Origin of the sequence: Photorhabdus heterorhabditis, assembly GCF_018448905.1 — a bacterium.
Taxonomy (GTDB): domain Bacteria; phylum Pseudomonadota; class Gammaproteobacteria; order Enterobacterales; family Enterobacteriaceae; genus Photorhabdus; species Photorhabdus heterorhabditis.
Map to the genome: position 1 here is coordinate 1 of NZ_RCWA01000019.1, position 23,647 is coordinate 23,647.

Here is a 23,647-nt window from a genome sequence, read left to right on the forward strand (position 1 = left end):
TTTTTGAAAGGTAATCGACGTATTGCAACACGCTATGAAAAAACAGCACGAAACTATCTGTCGATGGTGAAATTAGGCTGTATTCGACTCTTTTGCCGGAGATTATATAATTAAGGGACACTACCTAGAATTAACGACCATTTTCAGGTGCTAAAAACTGCATCTTGAAGTTTCTTGGGTATATTCTGATATAGTATGATCTAGCCTACTGCGAAATTTTATTTCGAGTCGAGAAATTATGCGAAATATGTAATTGCGTAATGATTCATCGAAACGATAAATATCAAGGCCGTTTTCAAAAAAAATGCCATCACGAAATTGCTTTTTCCCTTCTTCATCTTGATACATGAACTGGAATAGGTAAATTTTAAAACGATAATAGCTGATAAATGATAATATGTGTTCAGCTAATGCTTTATTTTTGAAATTTAGCCCCTTTTCCTCTAAATCACTAATAAGGTCTATAGGTTTACGATGCGACTTTGCGTAGGGGATATGAACCATGATTTAAGATTCCATAAAAAAAACCCGCTTACGTTCCCGGAGGAAGGTAGCGAGCGTTGTCGATACTTGTGTTACCAGAGAAGAGAAAGATGTCAATAGCATATCAATGGGTTTTTGCCTTAACAGTAGGGTGTTTGATGCTATCTGTTTGTTGCTGTAGGATACTTGTTGCTGATTGTGGCTATTGCCGCCAGCAAGGTGCTAGGGTCACAGATGATGGAAATCATGCTGCTGATGCCGAAAGATATTCGGGATAAACCCCAGTTGAGAAATCAACTGGGGTTTTCTCGTTCTTTTTAATTAAGAAGGCAAAAATTAGTATACGGAAATCCTATTTACTGGTATTTGTTAGTACTATAAATTGTACATCTTTTTTGTCTCAACAGAAGGTACATTCATAGGAAAGCTTTAAGTCATGCGGTTTCTCAGCATCGTGAACATCAGAAAAACACAGATTTTTGGCTTTTATAACTATAGTACTAAATGATGATAGAGGAAGGTTATGCAATCAAAACGCCGAATTTCTGAACTTAAGCAAATGTCCGTAAAAGAACGCAAAATTGAAGGCATGCGTCGAGCTAGGGCTGCTTTTGATCTGGCTGAACGTACAGGTACGTTAACGAAACGTCCTGTTATCGTTGAGTGCTGTTCTTTTCGTTAGCTTGATAAAGCTTTGTCTGTGACTTCCTTTTGAGTGGTGGTGAGCTTTTAGGTTGGTTTACCTAGTTCGTAATTATTCTTCGGGTGTTTTACACAGACCCATACACTCAGTTCTCCGTGCTGTTTCTCAATGTACTGCATTTTTATCTGGCTATTCGCTTGACTAAGTGAGAATTGAAAGGGATTCATCCCCAGCAAGAGCCATTTTGATTGCTTGTTTCAAGCTTGATCTAATATGAAGCTTATCAATGGCATCCTTGATATCTTGCTTTTCATGAGCCATTGTTAATAGCCCTTCAATACCTTTACGGTGAATTAATTTTATAAGCTTATCTACTTCGCATAGATTTAAGGCGTTAATATGGGCATTTGTCATGGTGTAACTTTTCTTGGTGACTCAATGTTGTCGTTTGCCAGTAATAATATCCATGAATTTATTCCAGAGAGTTTGTGTCAGCTTGGGCATAGCCTATCAGCGCTGAGTTCTCTATTACCGATGCTGTTTACCATGTATGAAAAAGCGAGTGGTGAATATCGTCGTAGAACTTCGAAAAACGAGATAAAATAGCTTTGTCAAATGAAACCGGAAAATTTTTGGATGGTTTTCCGGTTTAAAGGCATAAACTATCGCCGACAGGGTGTTCGATACTCATCAGAGCTGATTTTTCCCTTTCCCGAGGTCTGAACTGGCATCGAGATGTCGTCACCGTGCACTTTGCCCGGCATCAGCACGCACTAGACGTAGAATATTGAGGGCTGTTTTTGCCTCGATCAGCACGTTCAAAAAAGTATTGAATGCCATCTGGTGTAGGGGCTTCTGTCCAGCCAGTTGTCCGCCATTTTTTCATTAACATCGCGGAGTAAGCCCTCGGAGACAAACGAGACTGAGTTGTTGCGGACCGGTAGGATGACATATTGGGCATCTTCCCGTATTTTTGAGGAAAAGAAAACAATGCGTCATCATAACGTAACAAATATTACGGTTGTAGTACTAAGTTTCCACGTAGCTTACGTATAATTCTCACTAACCCCGATTAATTTCTTTAAATTTCTGGATAGTGTGTTTGATGGCCTGTTCTGTTGGCAAACGTTCCATTGAACTAGCACCATAGAACCCATGGCAATTGGGGCAATGAGCCATAATATAGGCGACATCTTCCGGTTCTAAAATTGGGCCACCGTGACATAAAGTAATAATGTCATTTCGGATAGCTTTAGCTGCCGAAGCACAAGCGTTAATGATTGGTATACAAGATTTCAGATCATATGATGTATTAGCACTAATATCACCGCCAATGGTTAGCCCCAGATGTACGACGATGATATCAGCACCTGCTTGTGCCATAGCCTCAGCCTCTTTTTCATTGAAAACATAAGGCGTGGTCATCATTCCTTTTTCATGTGCCAGGAGAATAAGCTTCACCTCCAGTGCATAGCCCATGCCTGTTTCTTCCAGGTTTTTTCTGAACTTTCCATCAATAAGTCCTACCGTTGGGAAGTTCTGAATACCAGCAAAACCTTGTGCCTTCAGTTCATCCAGGAAAAGAGATAAATTACAGAATGGATCAGTACCACAGACACCCGCCAATACAGGTGTTTCCTTAACTATCGGTAATATTTCATTACCCATTTCTCTGACAATTTCATTTGCATTACCGTATGGCATTAATCCGGCCAATGATCCTCTGCCCGCCATTCTGAAGCGGCCAGAATTATATATGACAATGAGGTCGGCCCCTCCTGCTTCTTCGCAACGCGCCGAAAGACCAGAGCCTGCACTCGCGCCAATAATAGTTTCGTTACGTTCGACTTTTTGTCTTATAGTTTCAATAATCTGATTATATTTTTTCTGCATAAGAAATTCCCTGGTGTTCTACAATTTCCTTGAATTGTTGTATTACAAGAGCACAAAATTGTGGTGAATTGATGTGAAAAGGTGTTTTTATAACTTTTCGTAATTCTGTTTGTTTTATTGTTTTTTTTAGTCCATGACAGAAAGCCTGTGTTGATGCAGGTAAATAAAAAGGTTGTTCAGGGCAATCTAGTGCAGAGAATCCGCCTTCCGGAATAATGAATCGAATAGGTCCATCACACTTATTAAGTTTGTTCCCTATCCAGATACCAAGCTGATAGTTTTCTTCAGGTGTGGTTCGCATCAATGTCACCTGAGAGTTGTGATCAAAAAATAGCCTGTTGCTGTAGCGTTCTGGAATGGTGTCCTTTGCACCAAAGTTAACTATGTCCAAAGCACCAGCACTGCCGATCCACGGAATAGCTTTTTTTGCAATGACGTCTAAACGTGTGTCAGGACAACCCAAAACACCCCCAAATAACAGATCGGCAATTTCTGTTAATGTAATATCTAAAACACAAACTAATTCGCCGTCCTTAGCCAATTTCTCCATGCTTGTTCCACCATTGCCGGTAGCATGAAAAGCCAAGCAATCGTATTGAGTATTTAACTCAGTCGTGAGCTGATTAATGCACGGCGTCGTCACACCAAACATCGTCAACCCTAAAGCGGGTTTATGAATATCAGTCAATGGCGTAAAATAATTGACAGAGCCCGCCATCATATTTGCAGCATTAGACAAGACTGAACGAGAAATACGGTTGAGTCCGTTGAGATCGGTTACTGTATAAAGCATGGCAATATCGCTGGCCCTGACGTAGGCCGAGACATTTCCTGACGCCATCGTTGATACCATGATTTTAGGCAAACCGATCGGCAGGCTCTGCATAGCCGGCGTAATCAGCGCTGTTCCGCCTGAGCCGCCGATACCAATCACTCCCGCGATATCGTCGATTGAACTGTTCAGGAAATGCGTGAGGGCGACAGACATCGCGGTTATCGCTTTATTCCGTACGCCACAAAAAACGGGATCAGCGCCAGCGGGATGATACTCAGCCACCTGAAGTGAATGAATATCTATCTTGTTATTCTGATAATTTTTCCCAGGAATTGATGTAGACACATCAATGATGATTGAATCAACTCCTGCGAGGTGTAAACAATATTTCAACCAGACCAGCTCGTCCAGTTTTGTGTCTGCTGTGCCAACGACAACCACAAATCGCGTCATAGTGTTCACCCCATGTGGCATACCTAGTTCAAAGACGAATGTAAACCTATTGTAATATTTTACAACATTCAAGTTATTTTTTATCATTAGTGATATTTATTACTGTGAATGCTATACGGTTAAAACTTTAAGGGGGTTAAATGATCCTGTTTAATGAAGAAAATTTGTCACCAGTCCGGCGTCGTACCCTGGAACGTATCACTCATTCAGCTCTGAAGTTATATCGTGAAAAAAAATTTCCGTCTCCTGAAGAGATTGCTAATGAAGCTGAATATGCGAAGGTCACGTTGCGCAGCTATTTTTCAACCCACAGTGATTTTGTCGAATACGTTGTAAAACAAGTCATTGGATCATTCGTTATTCCCCCGATGGGCAATGATGCAGAAGAAAATATTGAGAAATTATTACGATGGGGTTATGAAGAAATCGAAGCCAATGAGGCCCTGATGAGGGATGCCTTACGCATTTCTCAGTTACGCTGGCAGGAGTCTTTATCCGGCGAAGATAACGACAAACGACCTGTTTTGAAGAAAAAAAGTAACCGCAAAGAGACACTTTCTACGGCGTTAGCGCCGCTAAAAGGTCAGCTTAAAGATGACACAATACATAAGATTATTATGTTGATTTCAGTTTTATATGGTACAGAGGCTATGACTATTCTGAAAGACACTTTTGGTTTAGAAAACGACGGAATCATCAACTTAACGAGTTGGGCTGCCAAGTTGATTGTTCGGCAGGCCATTAATGAGGAGCTAAAATAATCAGAAGATCATTTTTTAACACAAAGAGTAAAGAAACCGGGCACAAGGCCCGGTAAAAGTTTCTTTTGGTACCGATAATTTTTGTTACCAATCCTCTGATTAGATTAGATATAACCTGAGTTCTGGATAAAAACATTGAACTCAATGCCTGTTCGGAAAACAGAGTTTTCGACCAAGAAAATTAAAGTGATGATATAAAGGTCGTACCATCTGGCTCTTCACCGGCGCTGACAAAGGTGGCGAACGAGCGGCCCTTCTGTACAGTCTTATCGGTACCTGTCGGCTAAAGAAAGTGGATCCCGAGGTCTGGTTACGCCATGTCATTAGTCATATTGTGGACTGGCCTGCAAACCGGGTGCATGAACGGGTCGATCTCACTTCTTAGCCACCGTCAATATGGTTTGAATGTGCTGCTTACATAGGGGAGCGGGAGTATTTGAATATTCATCACTATTAATAAATCAGAGTTATTACCAAAGAAAGCGCTCCCGACCTTGATTAAGAGATATCAATAAAGGTTCAAAGGTAGCGCTTAAATTATATTTACAACTTTCTCATGTGAATTTTTAAAAGAGTTTTAACCAACCCTGGATTATTAATAACATTAGCATCTCTTTCCTCATTATATGCGATAAGAGTACGATAAATTTCTTGATTTATATCACACGCCAGTGTAATAAGACCCGATAAGGGTTATGAACATTCTTTAGTTATTTTTTCAAGGATCACCTCATATAAAGAAGTTGCCAGACCTGATATATGCATAGCTTGATCTAATGAAACCTATTTTTTTATAGTACCCCCTCTGAATACACAAAAATCATGGTGAATTTAAATTAGAATTGGATAGCATATCGACTATTATCATTAGTGCTGTTATTCAAATAATTTCGAAAATTTTACTTAATGAGATCCCCGTTCTGATTAAAATATCGACTTGGCCAAATTTCTGAAGGATGTACTCCTAGTCTGTCCGCAATAATCCTCTCCCCTTTAGGCCACCGGCGTATTAATGCATTAGATAGTGTCGATGGACTCAGGCCCGATTCCCTTGATAATGCGGCAAGTGTGGTGCCGCGTTTACGCAATGCAGCAATAATATCTGCCGGATGCCAGTCATTTTGAGTCGTTATCATCTCTGTTTACTTCCCCTAATTGATTTATGGTGGCTATTCAAATAGGATGCATGAATCAGTGTTCATTTCCGGCGAGTAAAACCAAAACCTCTCCCACCAGAACCGCCATGAAAAGGCTAATAACAGACACATCGGCAAAAAATTTCTTACCAATGTCCATGAACACAGGACCATGATTCCTAGTTATTGATCAAATTACTATTACTAAAAAACGTCCTTGTCATTCATGCCCATTACTGTTGCAAGTAATGTTTTGCGTTATTACCCTGCCAAAATAATTTTCATTTTGATTCCAAAAAGTTTTTCACTTTATTGTGAGATAAACTGGGATTATTGGTGAATTTTAAGGACAAGACTAAAGCTGAGCATCCTTGTTCAAAGTGAACAATGTCTTTATGCCCTGAAGTGCATGAATGTCCAATCCAAAAAATATCGGCTAATTCCGTTGGTTTCATCAATGGATCTCGCCTGAGCCGTTTTAAGATTTCTTTCTGATTCTCTGACATATCAAATCATTAAAACCCTTATTGTTAAATGGATATTTTTATTTCATTGATGATCAACAGTAAAGACAGTTTTTTATTTTAATTAGAATAAAAAATCGTAAATTTCATTAAAGGGATTTCATATTAAAAAATGCTTTCAGCTTGTTTAAACACTTTATTTCTTATTAATTTAGGTTCAATAATCAAACTTAACTCACAGGTAATAATCCGAACAACAACCAAATAATCTTTAATGTTAGTCTGATTAATGCACGGAGTTGTCACACCAAACATCGTCAACCCTAAAGCGGGTTTATGAATATCAGCCAATGGCGTAAAATAATTGACAGAGCCAACCATCATATTTGCAGCATTAGACAAGGCTGAACGAGAAATACGGTTGAGTCCGTTGAGATCGGTTACCGTATAAAACATGGCAATATCGCTGGCCCTAACGTAGGCCGAGACATTCCCTGACATCATCGCTGATACCATGATTTTAGGTAAACCGATCGGCAGGCTTTGCATAGCCGGAGTGATCAGCGTTGTTCCGCCGATACCAATCATCCCCGCGATATCGTCGATTGAGCTGTTCAGGAAATTCGTGAGGGCGACAAACATCGCGGTTATCGCTTTATTCCGCACGTCACAAAAAACAGTGTCAGCGGGATGATACTCAGCCACCGGAAGTGAATGAATATCTATCTTGTTATTCTGATAATTTTTCCCAGGAATTGATGCAAACACATCAATGATGATTGAATCAACTCCTGCGAGGTATAAATAATATTTCAACCAGACCAGTTCGTCCAGTTTTGTGTCTGCTGTGCCAACGACAACCACAAATCGCGTCATAGTGTTCACCCTATGTGGTATACCTAGTTCAAAGACGAATGTAAACCTATTGTAATATTTTACAACATGCAAGTTATTTTTTATCATTAGTGATATTTTTTATTATGAATGCTATACGGTTAAAACTTTAAGGGGGTTAAATGATCCTGTTTGATGAAGAAAATCTGTCGCCAGTGCGGCGGCGTACCCTGGAACGTATCACTCATTCAGCTCTGAAGTTATATCGAGAAAAAAAATTTCCGTCTCCTGAAGAGATTGCTAATGAAGCTGAATATGCGAAGGTCACGTTGCGCAGCTACTTTTCAACCCACAGTGATTTTGTCGAATACGTTGTAAAACAAGTTATTGGATCATTCGTTATCCCCCCGATGGGCAATGATGCAGAGGAAAATATCGAGAAATTATTACGATGGGGTTATGAAGAAATAGAAACCAATGAGGCCCTGATGAGGGATGCCTTACGCATTTCTCAGTTACGCTGGCAGGAATCTTTATCCGGTGAAGATAACCATAAACGATCTGTTTTGAAGAAAAAAAGTAACCGCAAAGAGACACTTTCTACGGCGTTAGCGCCGCTAAAAGGTCAGCTTAAAGATGACACAATACATAAGATTATTATGTTGATTTCAGTTTTATATGGTACAGAGGCTATGACTATTCTGAAAGACACTTTTGGTTTAGAAAACGACGGAATCATCAACTTAACGAGTTGGGCTGCCAAGTTGATTGTTCGGCAGGCCATTAACGAAGAGCTAAAATAATCAGAAGACCATTTTTTAACACAAAGGGTAAAAAAACCGGGTACGAGGCCCTAATGCCAGTCAGTTAAGCTGACTGGCCTTTCTTTTTACCAGGCATTTTTGCGGTTTATGCCTCATTACTCTCGGATATTTTCTGTCAGGAAGCTTTGTTGATAATTCAAACATACTTAATGTTTCCAATAAGTAAGCATAGCGATTGGGTAAATTACCAGCACTGGTCAGTGGTGTTGTGAGCAGGTAGCTCATCATATGCCGTGTGCAATGTGAGAAGCTGAGTCTATTTGGCAAGATTTCAGTTTCCTTCACCGCTCATTCATTGCATATCCTGGTGGACTTATGCTGACAGCCCCAGCTGCGTATTTTCATGAATTTCACCTATCCGTGCACTGAATCACCCTGTAATGCCCGTAGCTCTTTGGCAACGGCGACACATTGCTCAGCACCGATACAGCTTGTTATTCGCACCTGAACCTTATCGTATTCCTGACGATATTTATCTCTGAAGTAGAACGGCAACTGCCTTGAAAAACGCCGTTATTGGGTGATCTCCGAGGAAGAAAATACGCAGTAGCGATCCGTGTTTGAAATTGTTCAAGCCTGCATTGATTAGCTTTTTGTTGTCGTTCATTAGAACCGATACGTACTTTTACACTCTGGCATATTTCCACTCCAACTCTAAGTAAGGATGCTCTCTGCCCTTAGTTTATTGCGGGTACTGGCTAATATAGATTTAGTTTTACCATCGATCAGTAAGTTTCCGTCAACACAAAGAAAGGACAACTATTATCATGACGAAGTTGATTGTGTAACCAGCTTTCCACAGCACGATCCCGCGCCATCAGTACCCGCAATCCATCACGAATCACTTCACTTTCTTTCGCGTATTCACTAGTGCGTACTTTAGACTTCAATGTCGTTGGGTAGGGTAATATTTATTTGCTGGGTAGTTCTCACGATTGGCTCCTCTTATACCAATAGGATTCAATCCTAGCTCTTCTAATTTTTAATGAGCTGCATTGATTGTGTTGCATTTGCGAACGATGTTTTAATGTCCGTAACCATCTTTTAGATATAAGTTAGGAGAATATGAATGAGCAAGCTGATTCTTCCCTCTGATATATTGTTGAAAGAGGGACAAACTGTTTCGTTGACCCAAGTAGATCTAACTAAAGAAGATTCATCTCTATTGGAGTTACTACAACAGCAAATTGAAGCCGAGGATAGTCTCGCGCAACTAGCCGGACCACGTTGGTATCACGCTGGTATAGGTCCTAAACCAACTCAAGGCGGGGTGTATATTTCTGGTACAACCCTGTCTCCCGGACAGACGCCTCCAGCAGGAATTGTGAGCACCATTGTATGTAGCTATGACCGAGTCAATTGGTCTGGCTGGCAAAATCAAATCACGTTGCGTCTTCTCATCACCACCCCGAATAATTCTGCTGCATGGGAAGCATTTCTGGATGTAGCCAGCGACTCGGCCACTATCAATGCGGCTGGATCGAATGTTCCAGCAGACTGTAGGATTACCCTGCAAATGAAAGTCGGAAATATCACTGGCGGGTTGTATCAGCCGCCGTACATTTCGAGCTATGACTGCTGGGTAAACTACAACTAACACGAACTGTTAAGGACACGCCTTTGGTTATGTGCCAAAGGCGCGTTTCTAAAAATCAAGTCGTTTTAGAAAACGGAATTTAAAGCACTATAAGAGCTTCCCATAGTCAACACCAGTTTGTTTTTTTATCATTGAATGTGTATTACCGCGAAGGCGTTCGCCCTTTAACGGCGTTTTTCAAGGTAGTTGTCACCTAATATAATGTATATGGACACCAACTCAATTAAAGTGGGTGAGTAAATTTTTCTGACAACGTAGTCGCAAACATATATTCGGCTTCAATGAGTCCTGATGAAAATCCGCACTCTCTGCCCTCATTATTTCAACAGTCTTGATAGACTGGGTTATTTACCAGGTTCGCAGAGAGTCGGTTCTACCTGTCAGTACATCAACTTATGGACTTCTACATCATTTACATCATGGGTAACTCATCGTAGTTCATAACTCGATTGTTGGCTGACCAGAACCCAGCGGTTTCGTACACCCTCTGCAAAAGATGTACGAAAGTAAGTATAATTTATTTCGTACATGCATATAATTCGGACATCCATTACGTACAGGAATTTTCACTATGTCACGAGTTTTTGCCTACTGCCGGGTCTCCACTCTCGAACAGACCACCGAAAATCAGCGCAGGGAAATTGAGGCGGCTGGTTTTGCCATCAGACCCCAGCGACTGATTGAGGAGCAAATCAGCGGTTCGGTGGCCGCCAGCGAACGTCCCGGTTTTGCCCGGTTGCTTGATCGTATGGAAAATGGCGACGTACTGATTGTCACCAAACTTGACCGTCTGGGGCGCAATGCGATGGACGTACGAAAGAAAGTAGAGCTGCTGGCAAAGTCAGATATTCGGGTTCACTGCCTGGCGCTGGGCGGAGTTGATCTTACCAGCCCGGCAGGGAAAATGACCATGCAGGTCATTTCGGCGGTGGCTGAGTTCGAACGTGATTTGCTTCTTGAACGCACTCATTCTGGTATTGCCAGAGCAAAAGCGGCAGGAAAACGCTTCGGGCGTCCACCTGCATTAAATGAGGAACAGCAGCAGGCGGTGATCATTCGTCTGAAAGCTGGAGACAGCATCAGTGCTGTTGCCCGTCAGTTCAGTACAACTCGGCAAACCATTCACAGAATAAAGGCCGGGATGATTTTATAACCTGAAGGGGCAAATAATTCGCCCTGGTGTTTCATACAGCCTGCCCCACGAGGAGTTTCATGGTATCGTTAACAAAAAAACAAACCGCACAGCTTTCAGAGATGGGTCATGACGTGCTACTCAATATCATTCATGACCTGATACAGGATAATAAACAGGCCAGGAACGCACTGGTGAACGGGTATCTGTTATCGGCAGCGGAGGTACTCAAAGCCGTCGAGAAGGAGTATGTCCGACGCGCCAAAAGCAAACGTTTTTATGATTACTATGATGCCGATGCCTTTTTTGACGAGCTGACACGCAGTATAGCGACCCCCCTTGTGGGTATCGCCCACGCGCTCCCCGAGCAGGTGGAAAGTCTGAGCGTAAAAATGATGCTTGAGTTCGAAAAATTCACCGGTAACGTGGACACCTCCAGCGGAAGTTGGATGGACTACTACACCATTTTGTTGGATGCGTGGATGAAATCACTGGGAGCGCAAAAAAACAACGATCCTGCATTCATTGCTAAAAAAATATTCACCGTTGTTGAAAGAGAATTTTATTTTGGGATTGAAATCTTTAAAAAATACCGCGCCTTACTCGGTACGGATATTTTACGTATAATTCGTGACATGTATTATCAAAAAAAACTCCACCGGGAAGCTTTGGGTCTCAGCATGATAATGAAAGACCTAGATTTTCTGACGATGGCGTTTAAAAACGATGAGTTTTGCCATTCCACCCATTATTTTGATTATGCCAGATTACTTATGGAAGAACTGCGGTCCGATGATGCACTCGCCGTATTAAAAAGTCAGCGGAATGACGATGAGGATATCACAGATAATATCATATGGAATGAACTATTCATTCAGGCCCTGATTGAGGAAGGGAGAAAAGAAGAGGCCAAAGCCCACTGTATTACAGCATTCACCTTTCAAGGTGATACCCGTTTTTATCATCTGTACACAAAAGCTGCTGAAAAAGATGTCGATCACAGCCCGGCATTCCTGAAAATAGCAAAAGATACAGGATTAGCGCCATATGTCTGTTTTGCATCAGACATTGAACGGTATGACTTAATCGACGCCTGCATTATGGGCACGCCAAAAAACAACCTCGCCGACTCGCTGGCTTATATCACCCATTCATATTTACGGACATTATCCAGTACCCTGCATAAACACGGCTATGCGCATACGGCGACCCTTTTGCGCCGCTTTTTGGTGGAGGACAACATTCAGCAATCAAAAAGCAAGTATTACAGCTATGCCGCTTCAGACATGAAAAAAGCCATCGATTATGGCGAAGGTCTGGAGGATTGCCCTCAGCTTCCGGAAACAGAGGGCTACCTCAGAACTCTCTACGAACAACATAAACGTAAAACCGCACTCTGGCCACTGATGACAGATAAAATCAAAGGATTATCCGTAGGAAAGGACGGCCTACGCTACAGCAGAGATGCCTCATGACATCACAGGAACTGTATGACCACGCGGTGTCACTGCTGGCAAGGCGGGATTACGCATCCGGTGAGTTGACACGGGCTCTGAGTAAGATGACGGAAAACAGAGAGAATATCGACAGGGCGTTGTCGAGACTGGGTGAGTGTGGTTATCTGGATGATAACCGCCTGATAACGCACCTGATTGATAAACATGTTCGAAAAAAACATGGCCCGGCCAGAATCAAACAGGAGATCAGGCAAAAAGGTTTTTCTCAGGAGTTGGTCGAGCAGATGCTGGAGAAAGTGGATGTGGACTGGTATGCCATGGCAAGGGACCTGAAAGTCAGTAAATTTGGTGATGCGGTGGTATCAGAAGCCAAAGAAAAAAACAAACAGATTCGCTACCTCCAGTACAAGGGGTTTTCGATGGACATGATATTTGAGGCGTTAAGCTGATCATGGTTGTCAGAGCCCCATCCAAGACAAATGTCGTCATATTGTAGCTTCACTCCCATTACCCCATGTTGTAGTACGACCGGCATTTTCCCCTGACCAAATTGTCGCCAGCGTCCGTTGTCATGATTAAGCGTGATTTTTCGGCTACGGACTTTTTCTGAGGGAATATGATGTTTACCTGCCCAGGTACGTAAAACATCATCGTTGCCTTCGCTATCTACCAGGTAAATATCTACCTCACGGTCAGCTGACAAGACAGCAGCCAGCCGGGCATCACAAGCCGCGCAATCCTCTTTCACAAATAACGCCAGCCGCCCTTGATTACCCTGTGCGATTCCGTCCCCCTTCCCTAAATTAACCGGCAAAATATTCGGCGCCAGACGCTTCCAGGCCGCATCCACCGCCCGCTGGAACGCCAACTCTTTTTCAGTACGAACATATTCCTGTTTAACCCACAATTCTGCATAACGTTGACGCGCTTGTACTGTTTCTGCCTCAATGCCCAATGCACTCAACGGATCGAGTCCAGGAGACTGAATGCCCCGTTGCCCCTGCATCAATTGCTGATAACGCTGAAACTCTGCTTCTGTCAATCCCCACATTTGCGCCTGAATACGGTGGTTTTCAGCCTGCGTGACCTGTTGCTGAGTCGCTTTCATTCCCGTCTCTGTCTGTTCAGAAATAGCAACCTGTGCCGCCGAAGCTGACAGAGACATAACAACGCCAATCAGTACCAACCCCTTCCTCTGGCTGAAAAAATCTTTTCTCATCATTACCCTCCATTGACTGACAGGGTTTGACGATGCCCTTGTACCTGGAACAAAGCCTGATGAGCACGGCTTAAATCAGTCACTGACTGTACCAGCGGTTTCTGTTGGTCGTTAACGGAGCCCTGTTGCGCTATCAATGCCTGATGAAACCGGTCATTTTGCATTTGCCAGTCCTGACGGGAGACAAAGCTGGTATCTGCTTTATCAAGCCGTTCATGCAGCTTTTGCACCTCATCAGGAAAATGCATCAATGACTGAAATTCTACTAACTGATGATGTTGCTGCCGTACCACAAATGCCAGCAACGCTATGCTGACAATAACAAGCAATATTGACAGATATCTCAGACATTTTTTTAACGACAACAACCTGGGTTGAATCTTTTGAGAAACCGCCTGCCGTAAGCTGTCAATTTCAGCTTCAGACGTCGGCAGCAGAGGAGGTATTTCAGTTGTCATACCACAACATCCTTGAGAGGATGACGATGAAAAATCCAACATAAAAAAATGAAAATTCCCCCCCAATAATGAGTGCCTAATATAAACCACACATATTATATATTGAAAAGATTTAAATTTGGCCAAACTAACACACAGTGTCATTTTTTACTTGAAAAGTAACACGACGTGTCAGTATGATGTCATCATAGACAGCATGGAGAAGTTACGATGGATTATTTGGAATTTATCGAAACTACCGCTTTCAGTAAGGTTAGAGCAGAACTCATAAAAGATAATGAGTTTCAGGAGCTTCAAACTTACCTGTTGAAGTATCACGAACATGGCGACACGATTAGTCAAACTGGTGGGTGCAAAAAGATTCGCTGGGGTTGCAAAGGAATGGGTAAGCGCGGTGGGGTACGAGTTATTTACTATGTCAGGACGTTAAGTGGTCGATTGTATTTGTTGTTTATTTATCCGAAAAATGTACAAGAAGACCTGACACAAGATCAGAAAGCACAATTGAAAAATGCTGTTCAACATATGAAATAAAATGCAGCCTTCAGGCGGTTAACTTCTCCAATTTTATATCTAAATTTTCATGGAATGATCTAACGTATTGAGGATAAATTATGGAAGAAAACATGTTTAAAGAACTTTTGAGTAGTGTAAATGAGATGGTCGCTATAGAAAACGGTGAATTTCAGCCTAAGCCTGAGCATGTTCATCGTCATGCTATCCCTAATGTTAAATTAATCCGCAAAAATTTCGGGATGAAACAATCCGAGTTTGCGGAAATGGTAGGGGTGAGCACTAGACTGGTGCAAAGTTGGGAACAAAACCAGAGAATACCATCAGGGGCCGCCTTGAAGATGCTATTTTTAATAGAGAAAAATCCGAATATCGTAGACACGTTAAGATCTATTTGAGTTAGAAAAGCATTGCTAATTGTCTAGAACGTTTAGGTAAAGATTGCTGTTTTTTATGCACGTTTGGAAAGTAACTGCGTTGAGCAGTTACTTTCCGATATAACGTCATACTGGCAACATCCACAATGTGGACGTGCTGCTTCAGGATAATTGCAGCAACAGTGAACACAACATGACAAAATTGGCTCGCCTGTTCACCCGAACGATGGTTTGGTCCAGCCACCGCTCACCATAGCGTCCAATCATGTCAGGAGTACCATCACCTTCCGTCAGCAATGACAGAAAATTCACCGCTTCCTTTGACGGAAAGTCATAGCCACAATGATGCAATGCCCGGCCAAAGTGATCCCCTTCGCGGACACAATCAGCAATAGACTCCAGACGAATTTGTAACCAGGGAGATGCAAAGCGTTGCAGGATAATTAACGCATCCAGCGTCTGAACCTGGGCACGCAAAAGGGAAGCCATGTTCAGTAAAAAAATAGCCCCCTGAATATCGCTATAGACCGACCAGGGGATAAGATGATCCGCAATGCGACGCAGACGGTTGACCCACCGCGGTAGTGAATACGCCACGCCCACAATAAAAGAGAGCAGTAAGACACCACACCACAGAAAAGCATGCTCAAAGAATATCGCCATCCCGTTCAGCCATGCCAGCATCCCCTGCCCGTTTTCCGGATCGGCAATATTTCTTAGCGTTGGTACCAATTCTGTTGCGGTGATCAGCAGAAGAAGCCACTGACCTTTGGCATGTATCTATCCCCTACTATCCAGAGGTTAAATCTCACCCATTAAGTATGACTATAGCAGTGAAATCCCTCTCTTATTCCTTACCTATCAATACTTACTTGTGGATTATCACCCACAGCAATCAGTTCCTCCAACAAAACTAAAAGCTGAGCCAGTTTCTCCGGTGAAAAAGCTTTTTCAATGGCCTGATATCCCTGTTCCACCTGCTCTTTTGCCTTCTCATAAAGTTTCTGCCCTTCTGGCGTTAAAGAAACATAAAGTTTGCGTTGGTCATTCATCGGCTTAAGGCGAAAGATTAATCCATCACGCTCCATGCGTGTCAGTATTCCAGTCAAACTTGGACGAAGAATGCAAGTCTGACAAGATAAATCATAAAAATCGATTGACCGGTTATCAGATAGTACGCGAATGATACGCCACTGCTGTTCAGTCAAATTATGACTCTTGAGGATCGGGCGAAAAAAACCCATCGCGGTTTCCCGCGCCTGGAGTAATGCAATTGTCAGAGATTCATGCATGAGTAATGAAGGCTCTTATCTTAGTTAATCACTGATTTACTCCCTGTCGAGAGTCTATAGCTGCTGCTTTGTTGGCTGCGTTCTCTTGCCGCCGCGCTGCAATTTGAAATCTATTGGGTATATATGCCATTTTATAACCACAACAAAAAAAGACTAGCACGTCCTACCACCAACCACAAAGAAAAAATCATAAAGATATTAATAAATAAACAAAAATAAAATGCCAATGCAAGGTTAATAAGAAGTTAATGCAAAAATAAAATTTTTATTTAAAAAAATATTAACCAATTGATTAATAACGATAAAAAACAAATTTAGCAAAGAAATTGTTACCAAGATCACAATTAAAATTAACAAAAACATTGGCGTATTGCAACAAAACGACTTATGGTTTATTAATATATTAATAAATGCATCTTAAAACTGTCTGCTTAAGTTTATGAGGAGTTGTTAATGAAAGGCACTGTGTTCGCCGTAGCCCTCAATCATCAGAGCCAGGTAGATTTCTGGCATGACTCATTTCAGCAAGAACCTTATAAAGCCCTACCTAAGACACCTGTATGGTTTATTAAGCCAAGGAATACGGTTATTACCTCCAATGACGTTATTCCCCATCCTATAGGTGAAGAAGTTCAGAGCGGTGCAACACTGGCACTAGTAATAGGTAAAACTGCCCGCAAAATCACTATTGAAAATGCAGCCGAATATATCGCAGGTTATGCATTAGCGAATGAAGTCAGCCTGCCTGAAACAGCTTTCTATCGCCCAGCCATTAAAGCTAAGTGTCGTGATGGTTTTTGCCCTATAGGTCAAATGGCGAATCCAGAATCAATTAATGTGCTGGATATCATTACTGAAATTAATGACCAGGAAGTTGATCGCTGGTCAACAAAAGATCTGGTGCGCTCAGCCACAGAATTAGTCACGGCATTAAGTGATTTCGCAACACTGCAAGAAGGTGATGTGATCCTGCTTGGAACGCCACACCAACGTGTATCCATCAAACCAGGTGACAAGGTTGTCATCCGGGCAACAGGTTTCCCATCACTGGAGAATCAGGTTGTGCAAGCAGGAGAAAAAGCATGAAGCACGCAAGAGTCCGTTATCAGGGGCAAGATCTGAATGTTACTGTTGATGATCAGGAAAATATCTGTCTGCCAGATGGCAGTAAAGTCAATAGTAAATCCGTGCAATGGCTACCACCAGCAAATGGCACGCTATTTGCCCTCGGTTTGAACTATGCTGATCACGCTACTGAACTTGAATTTAAGCCACCAGAAGAGCCGCTGGTTTTTATCAAAGCGTTCAATACCCTGACCGGTCATCACCAGTTTTCCGTTCGCCCTGATAATGTGGAATACATGCATTATGAAGCTGAGCTGGTTGTTGTCATCGGCAAAACCGCCCATAAAGTCGCCAAAGAATATGCCATGGATTATGTCGCTGGATACACTGTCTGTAACGATTATGCGATCCGTGACTATCTGGAAAACTATTATCGCCCTAATCTCCGTGTCAAAAGCCGCGATACACTGACGCCTATTGGCCCTTGGATCACAGATAAAGCCGATGTCCCCGATCCCCATAATCTGACATTAAGCACCTGGGTCAATGGTGAACTGCGTCAACGCGGTACAACTGCCGATCTGATCTTCGATATTCCCTTTCTGATCGCTTATCTGAGTGACTTTATGACACTGCAACCCGGAGACATGATCGCCACTGGTACCCCTAAAGGGCTGGCTGATGTGATACCGGGAGATGAAGTTATTGTTGAGGTTGAAGGTGTTGGGCGTCTGGTCAACCGTATTGTCAGTCAACAAGAATATGAGGAGAGCTTGTAATGACGATGATTAATCATTGGATCAACGGCAAAAACGTCAACAGCAAAGATTATTTTGAAACCACAAACCCTGCAAGCGGCGAAGTACTGGCTGAAGTTGCGTCTGGTGGTCAGGAGGAGATTAATCAAGCCGTTGCCGCAGCAAAGGAAGCTTTCCCGAAATGGGCTAACCTGCCAATGAAAGAGCGTGCTCGTCTGATGCGCCGTTTGGGGGAACTGATTGATGAGAATGTGCCTGAAATTGCAGCAATGGAAACCAAAGATACTGGTCTGCCAATTCATCAGACACAAAATGTCCTCATTCCACGCTCTTCTCACAATTTCAACTTTTTTGCCGAGATTTGTCAGCAAATGAACGGCCATACCTATCCGGTCGATGACAAGATGCTCAACTATACGCTGGTGCAGCCAGTCGGTGTTTGTGCTCTGATTTCTCCGTGGAATGTGCCATTCATGACAGCCACTTGGAAAGTTGCCCCCTGTCTAGCGCTGGGCAATACCGCTGTTTTGAAAATGTCAGAGCTTTCTCCATTAACCGCAAATCGGCTAGGTGAATTAGCTCTGGAAGCCGGGATTCCTGCTGGTGTGCTGAACGTGGTTCAAGGCTATGGTGCGACTGTCGGTGATGCGCTAGTGAAACATCACGATGTACGTGCAGTTTCTTTTACCGGCGGTACTGCAACAGGCCGCCAGATTATGAAAAATGCTGGCCTGAAAAAATATTCAATGGAACTGGGTGGTAAATCGCCGGTTTTGATCTTCGAAGATGCCGACATTGAACGCGCACTAGATGCAGCCTTGTTTACGATCTTCTCGATTAACGGTGAACGTTGTACCGCCGGCTCACGCATTTTCATTCAGGAAAGTATCTATCCTGAATTTATTAAACGTTTTGCTGAACGTGCTAATCGCCTGCGGGTTGGCGATCCACAAGATCCAAGCACGCAGATTGGTGCACTTATCAGTAAACAGCATTGGGAAAAAGTCTCCGGTTACATCCGTCTGGGGATTGAAGAAGGTGCAACGCTACTGGCAGGCGGCCCGGATAAACCGACTAATTTGTCGGAACACCTAAAAGGCGGTAATTTCCTGCGCCCAACGGTTTTGGCGGATGTTGATAACCGTATGCGCGTCGCTCAGGAAGAGATCTTCGGCCCTGTCGCTTGTCTACTGCCATTCAAAGATGAAGCAGAAGGTCTGCGTCTTGCTAATGACGTGGAGTATGGTCTGGCTTCTTACATCTGGACGCAAGATGTCAGCAAAGTATTGCGTCTGGCCCGTAATATCGAAGCAGGGATGGTATTCGTTAACACCCAGAACGTCCGCGATCTGCGTCAACCATTCGGCGGCGTGAAAGCCTCCGGGACAGGTCGTGAAGGCGGTGAATACAGTTTTGAAGTGTTTGCTGAGATGAAAAACGTCTGTATTTCTATGGGCGATCACCCAATCCCACGTTGGGGGATGTAACCGATTCATCAGCGTTAACCTCGGCAAATTCCGGTTTGCCGTCCTGATATCAAGCGAGGATTTTATGGGTAAGTTAGCGTTAGCAGCCAAAATTACACATGTGCCATCCATGTATCTGTCTGAACTACCGGGGAAACATCACGGTTGCCGTCAGGGAGCTATTGACGGACACAAAGAAATCAGCCGCCGTTGCCGTGAAATGGGAGTCGATACCATTATCGTGTTTGATACGCACTGGTTGGTGAACAGTGCCTATCACATCAACTGTGCCGACCATTTCGCCGGTATTTACACCAGTAATGAATTGCCACACTTTATCCGTGATATGAGCTATGAATATGACGGTAATCCTGAACTTGGGCAAATCATTGCAGAAGAAGCCCGCAATATGGGTGTGCGAGCTCAAGCACATGAAATCCCAAGTCTGAAACTGGAGTACGGCACTCTGGTGCCAATGCGCTATATGAACAGTGACAAACATTTTAAAGTTGTCTCTGTCTCCGCGTTCTGTACCGTTCATGCTTTTGAAGACAGCCGTCGTCTTGGGGAAGCTATTCTGAAAGCAATTGAAAAATATGATGGTACGGTGGCCGTGCTAGCCAGTGGTTCCCTTTCTCACCGCTTTATTGATGATCAACGTGCAGAAGAAGGAATGAACAGTTATACCCGCGAATTTGATGAACAGATGGATCATCGAGTTGTCCAACTTTGGAAAGAAGGCAAATTCAAAGAGTTCTGCAAGATGCTGCCGGAATATGCAGATTATTGCTATGGCGAAGGCAATATGCACGACACCGTGATGTTGTTGGGTTTACTCGGCTGGGATAAATATGACGGTAAAGTGGAATTCCTGACTGAATTGTTTGCTAGTTCCGGCACTGGACAAGTCAATGCTGTATTCCCGTTGCCTGATTACATTACTAATCACGTTATAGAGTAACTTATGCCACATTTTTATGCTGAATGTACGGAAAATATTCGTGAACAAGCCAATCTGCCAGAATTGTTTAGCAAAGTGCATCAGGCTTTGGCGAAGACTGGCATTTTCCCATTGGGAGGAATCCGCAGTCGCGCCATCTGGCTGGATACCTGGCACATGGCTGACGGTCAACATGATTACGCATTCGTCCATATGACGTTGAAAATCGGCGCTGGACGCAGTCTTGAAAGCCGTCAACAAGTTGGCGAGATGTTATTCACGCTGATCAAAGAATACTTTGCCTCTCTGATGGCACAGCGCTATCTCGCTCTCTCTTTTACGATGGAAGAATTGGACCCAGTATTAAACTACAAACAAAACAACGCCCACGCCTTATTTCGTAAGGAATAATGATGCCGAAGCCCTTTAGTCAACATCCCCCGCGCTGGTTGATCCCTTTATTAGGTTCATTGGTAGCATTCGGGCCTCTGTCAGTTGATATGTATCTGCCTGCCTTGCCGGAAATGGCAAGGCAATTACAAGCAACACAAGGGCAGATGCAATATACCCTGGGCGCATTTTTCATCGGTTTCTGTATTGGAATGCTGTTATATGGCCCATTGAGCGATCGTTTAGGGCGAAGAAAACTGTTGCTCAGTGGTATGGTGTTATTCGTCGTCGCCAGTATGTTGTGTACACAGGTGACACAAGTTGAACATCTGATTTTACTCCGCGCATTACAGGCATTTGGCAGCGGTGCTGCGGTTGTCATGGCCAGAGCTATCGCCCGTGATATCTATGGCCCACAGGAATTACCGCGGGTGTTGTCACTCATGACTTTGGTGACCATGATAGCACCACTTATCGCACCGTTACTCGGTGGTCTACTGTTAACCTATTTCAACTGGCAGGCAATATTTATTCTGCTAACCCTGGTCGGCTGTATCAGCGGATTATTATTATTGTTTTTATTACCCGAAACGCTGCCTGCCAGTAATAGCGCAGGAAAGCTTATCACCACGTTCAAAAATTACGGTACGTTACTGGCTGACAGTGAAGCAATGGCAACTATCGGCACGGTCGCTTTCTCTTGTGCCGCCATGTTCGCTTTTATCAGCGGCTCACCTTTCGTTTATATCAATTATTTTCAGGTTCCAGCGAATTATTACGGATTACTGTTTGGCTGTAACGTATTGGGCATGATCGCTATGGTGTTGCTCAATGTCCGGTTATTGAAAGTTTACAACCTTTCCCGTCTGTTATTGATCCAAACCACTGCGCAATTACTGTTTGGTATTTTGCTGGTTATTTTTTATCAACAAAATCTTACTATTATCGTTATTTTGGTTGTACTGGTTATATCGCTGGTTAATGCCATTGGTACTAATGGCCTCTCTTTATTACTTCAACATCGTGGTCAATTTGCCGGCAGCGCCAGCGCGCTCGCTATTTCTACTCAATTCGCTATGGCTGCACTCGCCAGCGTTGCGGTTTCTTTATTACAGGATGAAACCCCTTTTGCTATGGCCCTTGTGATGGCAGTTTGCGCTGGACTAGGTTGGTTATGCCAGCAACTGGCAACTTTTCGCCAACAGATGCAACTCACTCAGGTGTCTCCCGGAGAAAAAAACAATGACAAATAATGTCAATATCGCACTACTGCGTCAGCAAGCTTATATCAACGGACAATGGATCGATGCCGATAACAAAGTGACTTTTAATGTGACTAACCCAGCAAATGGAGAGGTTATTGCACAAGTCAGTGATCTGGGTTCTGCTGAAACAGAACGCGCCATTGAAGCGGCTCAACAAGCCCTACCGGCATGGAGAGCAACGACCGCTAAGCAACGTAGCCAACTTCTGCAACGCTGGTTCCAGTTAATAATGGAAAATCAACAAGCCCTCGCTGAATTACTGAGTCTGGAACAAGGGAAACCCCAAGCAGAAGCCATGGGAGAAATCGCTTATGGCGCCAATTTCATTGAGTGGTTTGCAGAAGAAGGTAAGCGTACTTACGGTGAAACCATCCCAAGCCCTCTACCGGGCCGTCGGCTTATCACTATCAAGCAGCCTATCGGTGTGGTTGCCGCTATCACACCGTGGAATTTTCCTAATGCCATGATCACCCGCAAAGTTGGCCCTGCACTGGCAGCCGGCTGTACTGTGGTACTGAAACCCGCCTCAGAAACACCACTTTCAGCTCTAGCTTTGGCGGCGCTGGCTGAACAAGCCGGCATTCCGGCTGGTGTATTGAATGTTGTCACCGGAATAGATGCGAAAACCATCGGCGGCGTTTTGACTCAAAACCCGATTGTCCGCAAACTCTCCTTTACCGGTTCAACTCGTGTCGGTAAGTTACTGATGGCACAAAGCGCCGATACCGTGAAAAAGCTATCGCTGGAACTGGGTGGAAATGCACCATTTATTGTTTTTGATGACGCGGATATTGATGCGGCGGTACAGGGCGCACTAACCGCCAAATTCCGCAACAGTGGTCAAACATGTGTTTGCGCTAACCGTATTCTGGTTCAAGAAACGATTTATGACACATTCGCAAAACGTCTGGCACAAGCAGTCAATGCACTGCAAGTTGGTCCTGCCAGTAACGTCAAATCACAACAAGGTCCGCTGATCAATCAGGCAGCCATTGATAAAGTGCAGGAACACATCAGTGATGCTGTTTCTCATGGTGCATGCATACTGGCTGGCGGGAAACCCCATGCGCTGGGCGGTTTGTTCTTCGAACCTACCGTACTGGCTGATGTCAATGAATCCATGCTTATTTCCCGAGAGGAAACATTCGGCCCCATTGCGCCACTATTCAAATTCCGTGACGAAGCAGAAGCTATTCATCTGGCCAATGATACCGAGTTCGGTCTGGCTGCGTATTTCTACTCTCGTGATATTGGCCGAATCTACCGGGTAGCCGAAGCACTGGAAAGCGGCATGGTAGGTATTAATGAAGGTTTGATTTCTAATGAAGTTGCGCCGTTCGGTGGCATTAAACAATCTGGACTGGGACGTGAAGGCTCACGTTACGGTATTGAAGATTATCTGGAAGTGAAATATCTCTGCTTTGGTGGCATAGAAGACACAGGAGCTTAACC

29 protein-coding genes and 3 pseudogenes are annotated in these 23,647 nt (G+C 43.5%); 20 read left to right on the forward strand and 12 right to left on the reverse strand.

Annotated features, from left to right (window positions below; all coding sequences use genetic code 11):
- Window positions 1-114, forward strand: a pseudogene (locus tag EAE89_RS13015) (IS5/IS1182 family transposase); the annotation flags it as partial.
- A 36-nt stretch (window positions 115-150) separates the two neighbouring features.
- Here the strand turns inward: EAE89_RS13015 and EAE89_RS24395 are convergent.
- Window positions 151-504 carry an Abi family protein gene (locus EAE89_RS24395; RefSeq protein ID WP_054481436.1) on the reverse strand — a complete coding sequence of 118 codons (354 nt, stop codon included), beginning with the start codon at window positions 502-504 and terminating at the stop codon, window positions 151-153.
- Between the two features lie 168 nt (window positions 505-672).
- Here EAE89_RS24395 and EAE89_RS24010 point away from each other — a divergent pair, with 168 nt between their 5' ends.
- A complete protein-coding gene (locus EAE89_RS24010) occupies window positions 673-804 on the forward strand; it encodes a hypothetical protein (RefSeq protein ID WP_262500095.1) in 132 nt (43 codons plus the stop codon).
- Between the two features lie 202 nt (window positions 805-1,006).
- Complete coding sequence (locus tag EAE89_RS13025) at window positions 1,007-1,165, forward strand: hypothetical protein (protein WP_161804253.1); 159 nt, start codon at window positions 1,007-1,009, stop codon at window positions 1,163-1,165.
- A gap of 162 nt (window positions 1,166-1,327) precedes the next feature.
- Here EAE89_RS13025 and EAE89_RS13030 read toward each other — a convergent pair whose 3' ends face one another.
- Window positions 1,328-1,540 carry a hypothetical protein gene (locus EAE89_RS13030; protein WP_054481438.1) on the reverse strand — a complete coding sequence of 71 codons (213 nt, stop codon included), beginning with the start codon at window positions 1,538-1,540 and terminating at the stop codon, window positions 1,328-1,330.
- On the opposite strand from EAE89_RS13030, the gene EAE89_RS13035 reads away from it, so the two are divergent.
- On the forward strand, window positions 1,526-1,732 hold the full coding sequence (locus EAE89_RS13035) for a hypothetical protein (RefSeq protein ID WP_054481439.1): 207 nt from the start codon (window positions 1,526-1,528) through the stop codon (window positions 1,730-1,732). The genes EAE89_RS13030 and EAE89_RS13035 overlap by 15 nt on opposite strands.
- A gap of 157 nt (window positions 1,733-1,889) precedes the next feature.
- Here EAE89_RS13035 and EAE89_RS13040 read toward each other — a convergent pair whose 3' ends face one another.
- The 3 genes from EAE89_RS13040 to EAE89_RS13050 all read right to left on the reverse strand — a co-directional run bounded on the left by EAE89_RS13040 (window position 1,890) and on the right by EAE89_RS13050 (window position 4,247).
- Window positions 1,890-2,078, reverse strand: a complete 189-nt coding sequence (locus tag EAE89_RS13040; protein ID WP_149617588.1) for a hypothetical protein — start codon at window positions 2,076-2,078, stop codon at window positions 1,890-1,892.
- Window positions 2,079-2,188: 110 nt separating this feature from the next.
- Window positions 2,189-3,019 carry a phosphoenolpyruvate hydrolase family protein gene (locus EAE89_RS13045; RefSeq protein ID WP_149617587.1) on the reverse strand — a complete coding sequence of 277 codons (831 nt, stop codon included), beginning with the start codon at window positions 3,017-3,019 and terminating at the stop codon, window positions 2,189-2,191.
- Entirely contained in the window at window positions 3,003-4,247 is a 1,245-nt protein-coding gene (locus EAE89_RS13050) for a Tm-1-like ATP-binding domain-containing protein (protein ID WP_214086012.1), read from the reverse strand. The genes EAE89_RS13045 and EAE89_RS13050 overlap by 17 nt, the downstream gene beginning before the upstream one ends.
- Before the next feature lie 140 nt (window positions 4,248-4,387).
- Here EAE89_RS13050 and EAE89_RS13055 point away from each other — a divergent pair, with 140 nt between their 5' ends.
- Window positions 4,388-5,008: a TetR/AcrR family transcriptional regulator gene (locus EAE89_RS13055; protein WP_214086013.1), complete on the forward strand. Its 621-nt coding sequence runs from the start codon at window positions 4,388-4,390 to the stop codon at window positions 5,006-5,008.
- A 199-nt stretch (window positions 5,009-5,207) separates the two neighbouring features.
- Window positions 5,208-5,393, forward strand: a pseudogene (locus EAE89_RS13060) (transposase domain-containing protein); the annotation flags it as partial.
- Between the two features lie 514 nt (window positions 5,394-5,907).
- Here EAE89_RS13060 and EAE89_RS13065 read toward each other — a convergent pair.
- Together EAE89_RS13065 and EAE89_RS13070 are read right to left on the reverse strand one after the other, a co-directional pair.
- Window positions 5,908-6,144, reverse strand: coding sequence for a helix-turn-helix domain-containing protein (locus EAE89_RS13065; RefSeq protein ID WP_165578108.1), 237 nt, complete (start codon window positions 6,142-6,144; stop codon window positions 5,908-5,910).
- A gap of 629 nt (window positions 6,145-6,773) precedes the next feature.
- A complete protein-coding gene (locus tag EAE89_RS13070) occupies window positions 6,774-7,484 on the reverse strand; it encodes a Tm-1-like ATP-binding domain-containing protein (protein ID WP_244866429.1) in 711 nt (236 codons plus the stop codon).
- Window positions 7,485-7,624: 140 nt separating this feature from the next.
- On the opposite strand from EAE89_RS13070, the gene EAE89_RS13075 reads away from it, so the two are divergent.
- Window positions 7,625-8,245 (forward strand): TetR/AcrR family transcriptional regulator, encoded by a 621-nt coding sequence (locus EAE89_RS13075; RefSeq protein WP_214086014.1) that lies wholly within the window; start codon window positions 7,625-7,627, stop codon window positions 8,243-8,245.
- Window positions 8,246-9,039: 794 nt separating this feature from the next.
- Here the strand turns inward: EAE89_RS13075 and EAE89_RS13080 are convergent.
- Window positions 9,040-9,199: pseudogene (locus EAE89_RS13080) on the reverse strand (ribbon-helix-helix domain-containing protein); the annotation flags it as partial.
- A 136-nt stretch (window positions 9,200-9,335) separates the two neighbouring features.
- Between EAE89_RS13080 and EAE89_RS13085 the strand changes: the two are divergent.
- From EAE89_RS13085 to EAE89_RS13100, 4 genes are all read left to right on the forward strand, one after another.
- Window positions 9,336-9,863, forward strand: coding sequence for a hypothetical protein (locus EAE89_RS13085; protein WP_149616867.1), 528 nt, complete (start codon window positions 9,336-9,338; stop codon window positions 9,861-9,863).
- Between the two features lie 571 nt (window positions 9,864-10,434).
- Complete coding sequence (locus tag EAE89_RS13090) at window positions 10,435-11,016, forward strand: recombinase family protein (protein ID WP_214086015.1); 582 nt, start codon at window positions 10,435-10,437, stop codon at window positions 11,014-11,016.
- A gap of 59 nt (window positions 11,017-11,075) precedes the next feature.
- Entirely contained in the window at window positions 11,076-12,470 is a 1,395-nt protein-coding gene (locus EAE89_RS13095) for a DUF6880 family protein (protein ID WP_054480725.1), read from the forward strand.
- Window positions 12,467-12,901 carry a regulatory protein RecX gene (locus EAE89_RS13100; RefSeq protein WP_054480723.1) on the forward strand — a complete coding sequence of 145 codons (435 nt, stop codon included), beginning with the start codon at window positions 12,467-12,469 and terminating at the stop codon, window positions 12,899-12,901. Before EAE89_RS13095 ends, EAE89_RS13100 begins: the two co-directional genes overlap by 4 nt.
- Here EAE89_RS13100 and EAE89_RS13105 read toward each other — a convergent pair.
- Together EAE89_RS13105 and EAE89_RS13110 are read right to left on the reverse strand one after the other, a co-directional pair.
- A complete protein-coding gene (locus EAE89_RS13105; RefSeq protein WP_244866431.1) occupies window positions 12,847-13,671 on the reverse strand; it encodes a TIGR03759 family integrating conjugative element protein in 825 nt (274 codons plus the stop codon). The genes EAE89_RS13100 and EAE89_RS13105 overlap by 55 nt on opposite strands.
- A gap of 2 nt (window positions 13,672-13,673) precedes the next feature.
- On the reverse strand, window positions 13,674-14,129 hold the full coding sequence (locus EAE89_RS13110) for a hypothetical protein (RefSeq protein ID WP_214086016.1): 456 nt from the start codon (window positions 14,127-14,129) through the stop codon (window positions 13,674-13,676).
- 210 nt (window positions 14,130-14,339) lie between these two features.
- Here EAE89_RS13110 and EAE89_RS13115 point away from each other — a divergent pair, with 210 nt between their 5' ends.
- Both EAE89_RS13115 and nadS read left to right on the forward strand, forming a co-directional pair.
- Window positions 14,340-14,663, forward strand: coding sequence for a type II toxin-antitoxin system RelE/ParE family toxin (locus tag EAE89_RS13115; protein WP_054477768.1), 324 nt, complete (start codon window positions 14,340-14,342; stop codon window positions 14,661-14,663).
- A gap of 80 nt (window positions 14,664-14,743) precedes the next feature.
- Complete coding sequence (nadS, locus tag EAE89_RS13120) at window positions 14,744-15,040, forward strand: NadS family protein (RefSeq protein WP_054477766.1); 297 nt, start codon at window positions 14,744-14,746, stop codon at window positions 15,038-15,040.
- Between the two features lie 141 nt (window positions 15,041-15,181).
- Here the strand turns inward: nadS and EAE89_RS13125 are convergent, their stop codons facing one another.
- Together EAE89_RS13125 and hpaR are read right to left on the reverse strand one after the other, a co-directional pair.
- On the reverse strand, window positions 15,182-15,751 hold the full coding sequence (locus EAE89_RS13125) for a type II secretion system F family protein (protein ID WP_244866434.1): 570 nt from the start codon (window positions 15,749-15,751) through the stop codon (window positions 15,182-15,184).
- 122 nt (window positions 15,752-15,873) lie between these two features.
- Window positions 15,874-16,311, reverse strand: coding sequence for a homoprotocatechuate degradation operon regulator HpaR (gene hpaR / locus EAE89_RS13130; protein ID WP_054477764.1), 438 nt, complete (start codon window positions 16,309-16,311; stop codon window positions 15,874-15,876).
- Window positions 16,312-16,764: 453 nt separating this feature from the next.
- Between hpaR and EAE89_RS13135 the strand changes: the two genes are divergently transcribed.
- From EAE89_RS13135 to EAE89_RS13165, 7 genes are all read left to right on the forward strand, one after another.
- Window positions 16,765-17,397 carry a fumarylacetoacetate hydrolase family protein gene (locus EAE89_RS13135; protein ID WP_214086017.1) on the forward strand — a complete coding sequence of 211 codons (633 nt, stop codon included), beginning with the start codon at window positions 16,765-16,767 and terminating at the stop codon, window positions 17,395-17,397.
- Window positions 17,394-18,155 carry a fumarylacetoacetate hydrolase family protein gene (locus tag EAE89_RS13140; RefSeq protein ID WP_054477760.1) on the forward strand — a complete coding sequence of 254 codons (762 nt, stop codon included), beginning with the start codon at window positions 17,394-17,396 and terminating at the stop codon, window positions 18,153-18,155. Before EAE89_RS13135 ends, EAE89_RS13140 begins: the two co-directional genes overlap by 4 nt.
- Window positions 18,155-19,621 (forward strand): 5-carboxymethyl-2-hydroxymuconate semialdehyde dehydrogenase, encoded by a 1,467-nt coding sequence (gene hpaE / locus EAE89_RS13145; RefSeq protein WP_214086018.1) that lies wholly within the window; start codon window positions 18,155-18,157, stop codon window positions 19,619-19,621. Before EAE89_RS13140 ends, hpaE begins: the two co-directional genes overlap by 1 nt.
- 64 nt (window positions 19,622-19,685) lie before the next feature.
- Window positions 19,686-20,561: a 3,4-dihydroxyphenylacetate 2,3-dioxygenase gene (hpaD, locus tag EAE89_RS13150; protein WP_149616872.1), complete on the forward strand. Its 876-nt coding sequence runs from the start codon at window positions 19,686-19,688 to the stop codon at window positions 20,559-20,561.
- A gap of 3 nt (window positions 20,562-20,564) precedes the next feature.
- Window positions 20,565-20,951, forward strand: a complete 387-nt coding sequence (locus tag EAE89_RS13155) for a 5-carboxymethyl-2-hydroxymuconate Delta-isomerase (RefSeq protein ID WP_214086019.1) — start codon at window positions 20,565-20,567, stop codon at window positions 20,949-20,951.
- 2 nt (window positions 20,952-20,953) lie between these two features.
- The gene (locus tag EAE89_RS13160; RefSeq protein WP_214086020.1) at window positions 20,954-22,183 is read left to right on the forward strand and encodes a Bcr/CflA family multidrug efflux MFS transporter; all 1,230 of its coding nucleotides are present in this window, start codon (window positions 20,954-20,956) and stop codon (window positions 22,181-22,183) included.
- Window positions 22,173-23,645: an NAD-dependent succinate-semialdehyde dehydrogenase gene (locus EAE89_RS13165; protein WP_172910077.1), complete on the forward strand. Its 1,473-nt coding sequence runs from the start codon at window positions 22,173-22,175 to the stop codon at window positions 23,643-23,645. The genes EAE89_RS13160 and EAE89_RS13165 overlap by 11 nt, the downstream gene beginning before the upstream one ends.
- Window positions 23,646-23,647: the final 2 nt, after the last annotated feature.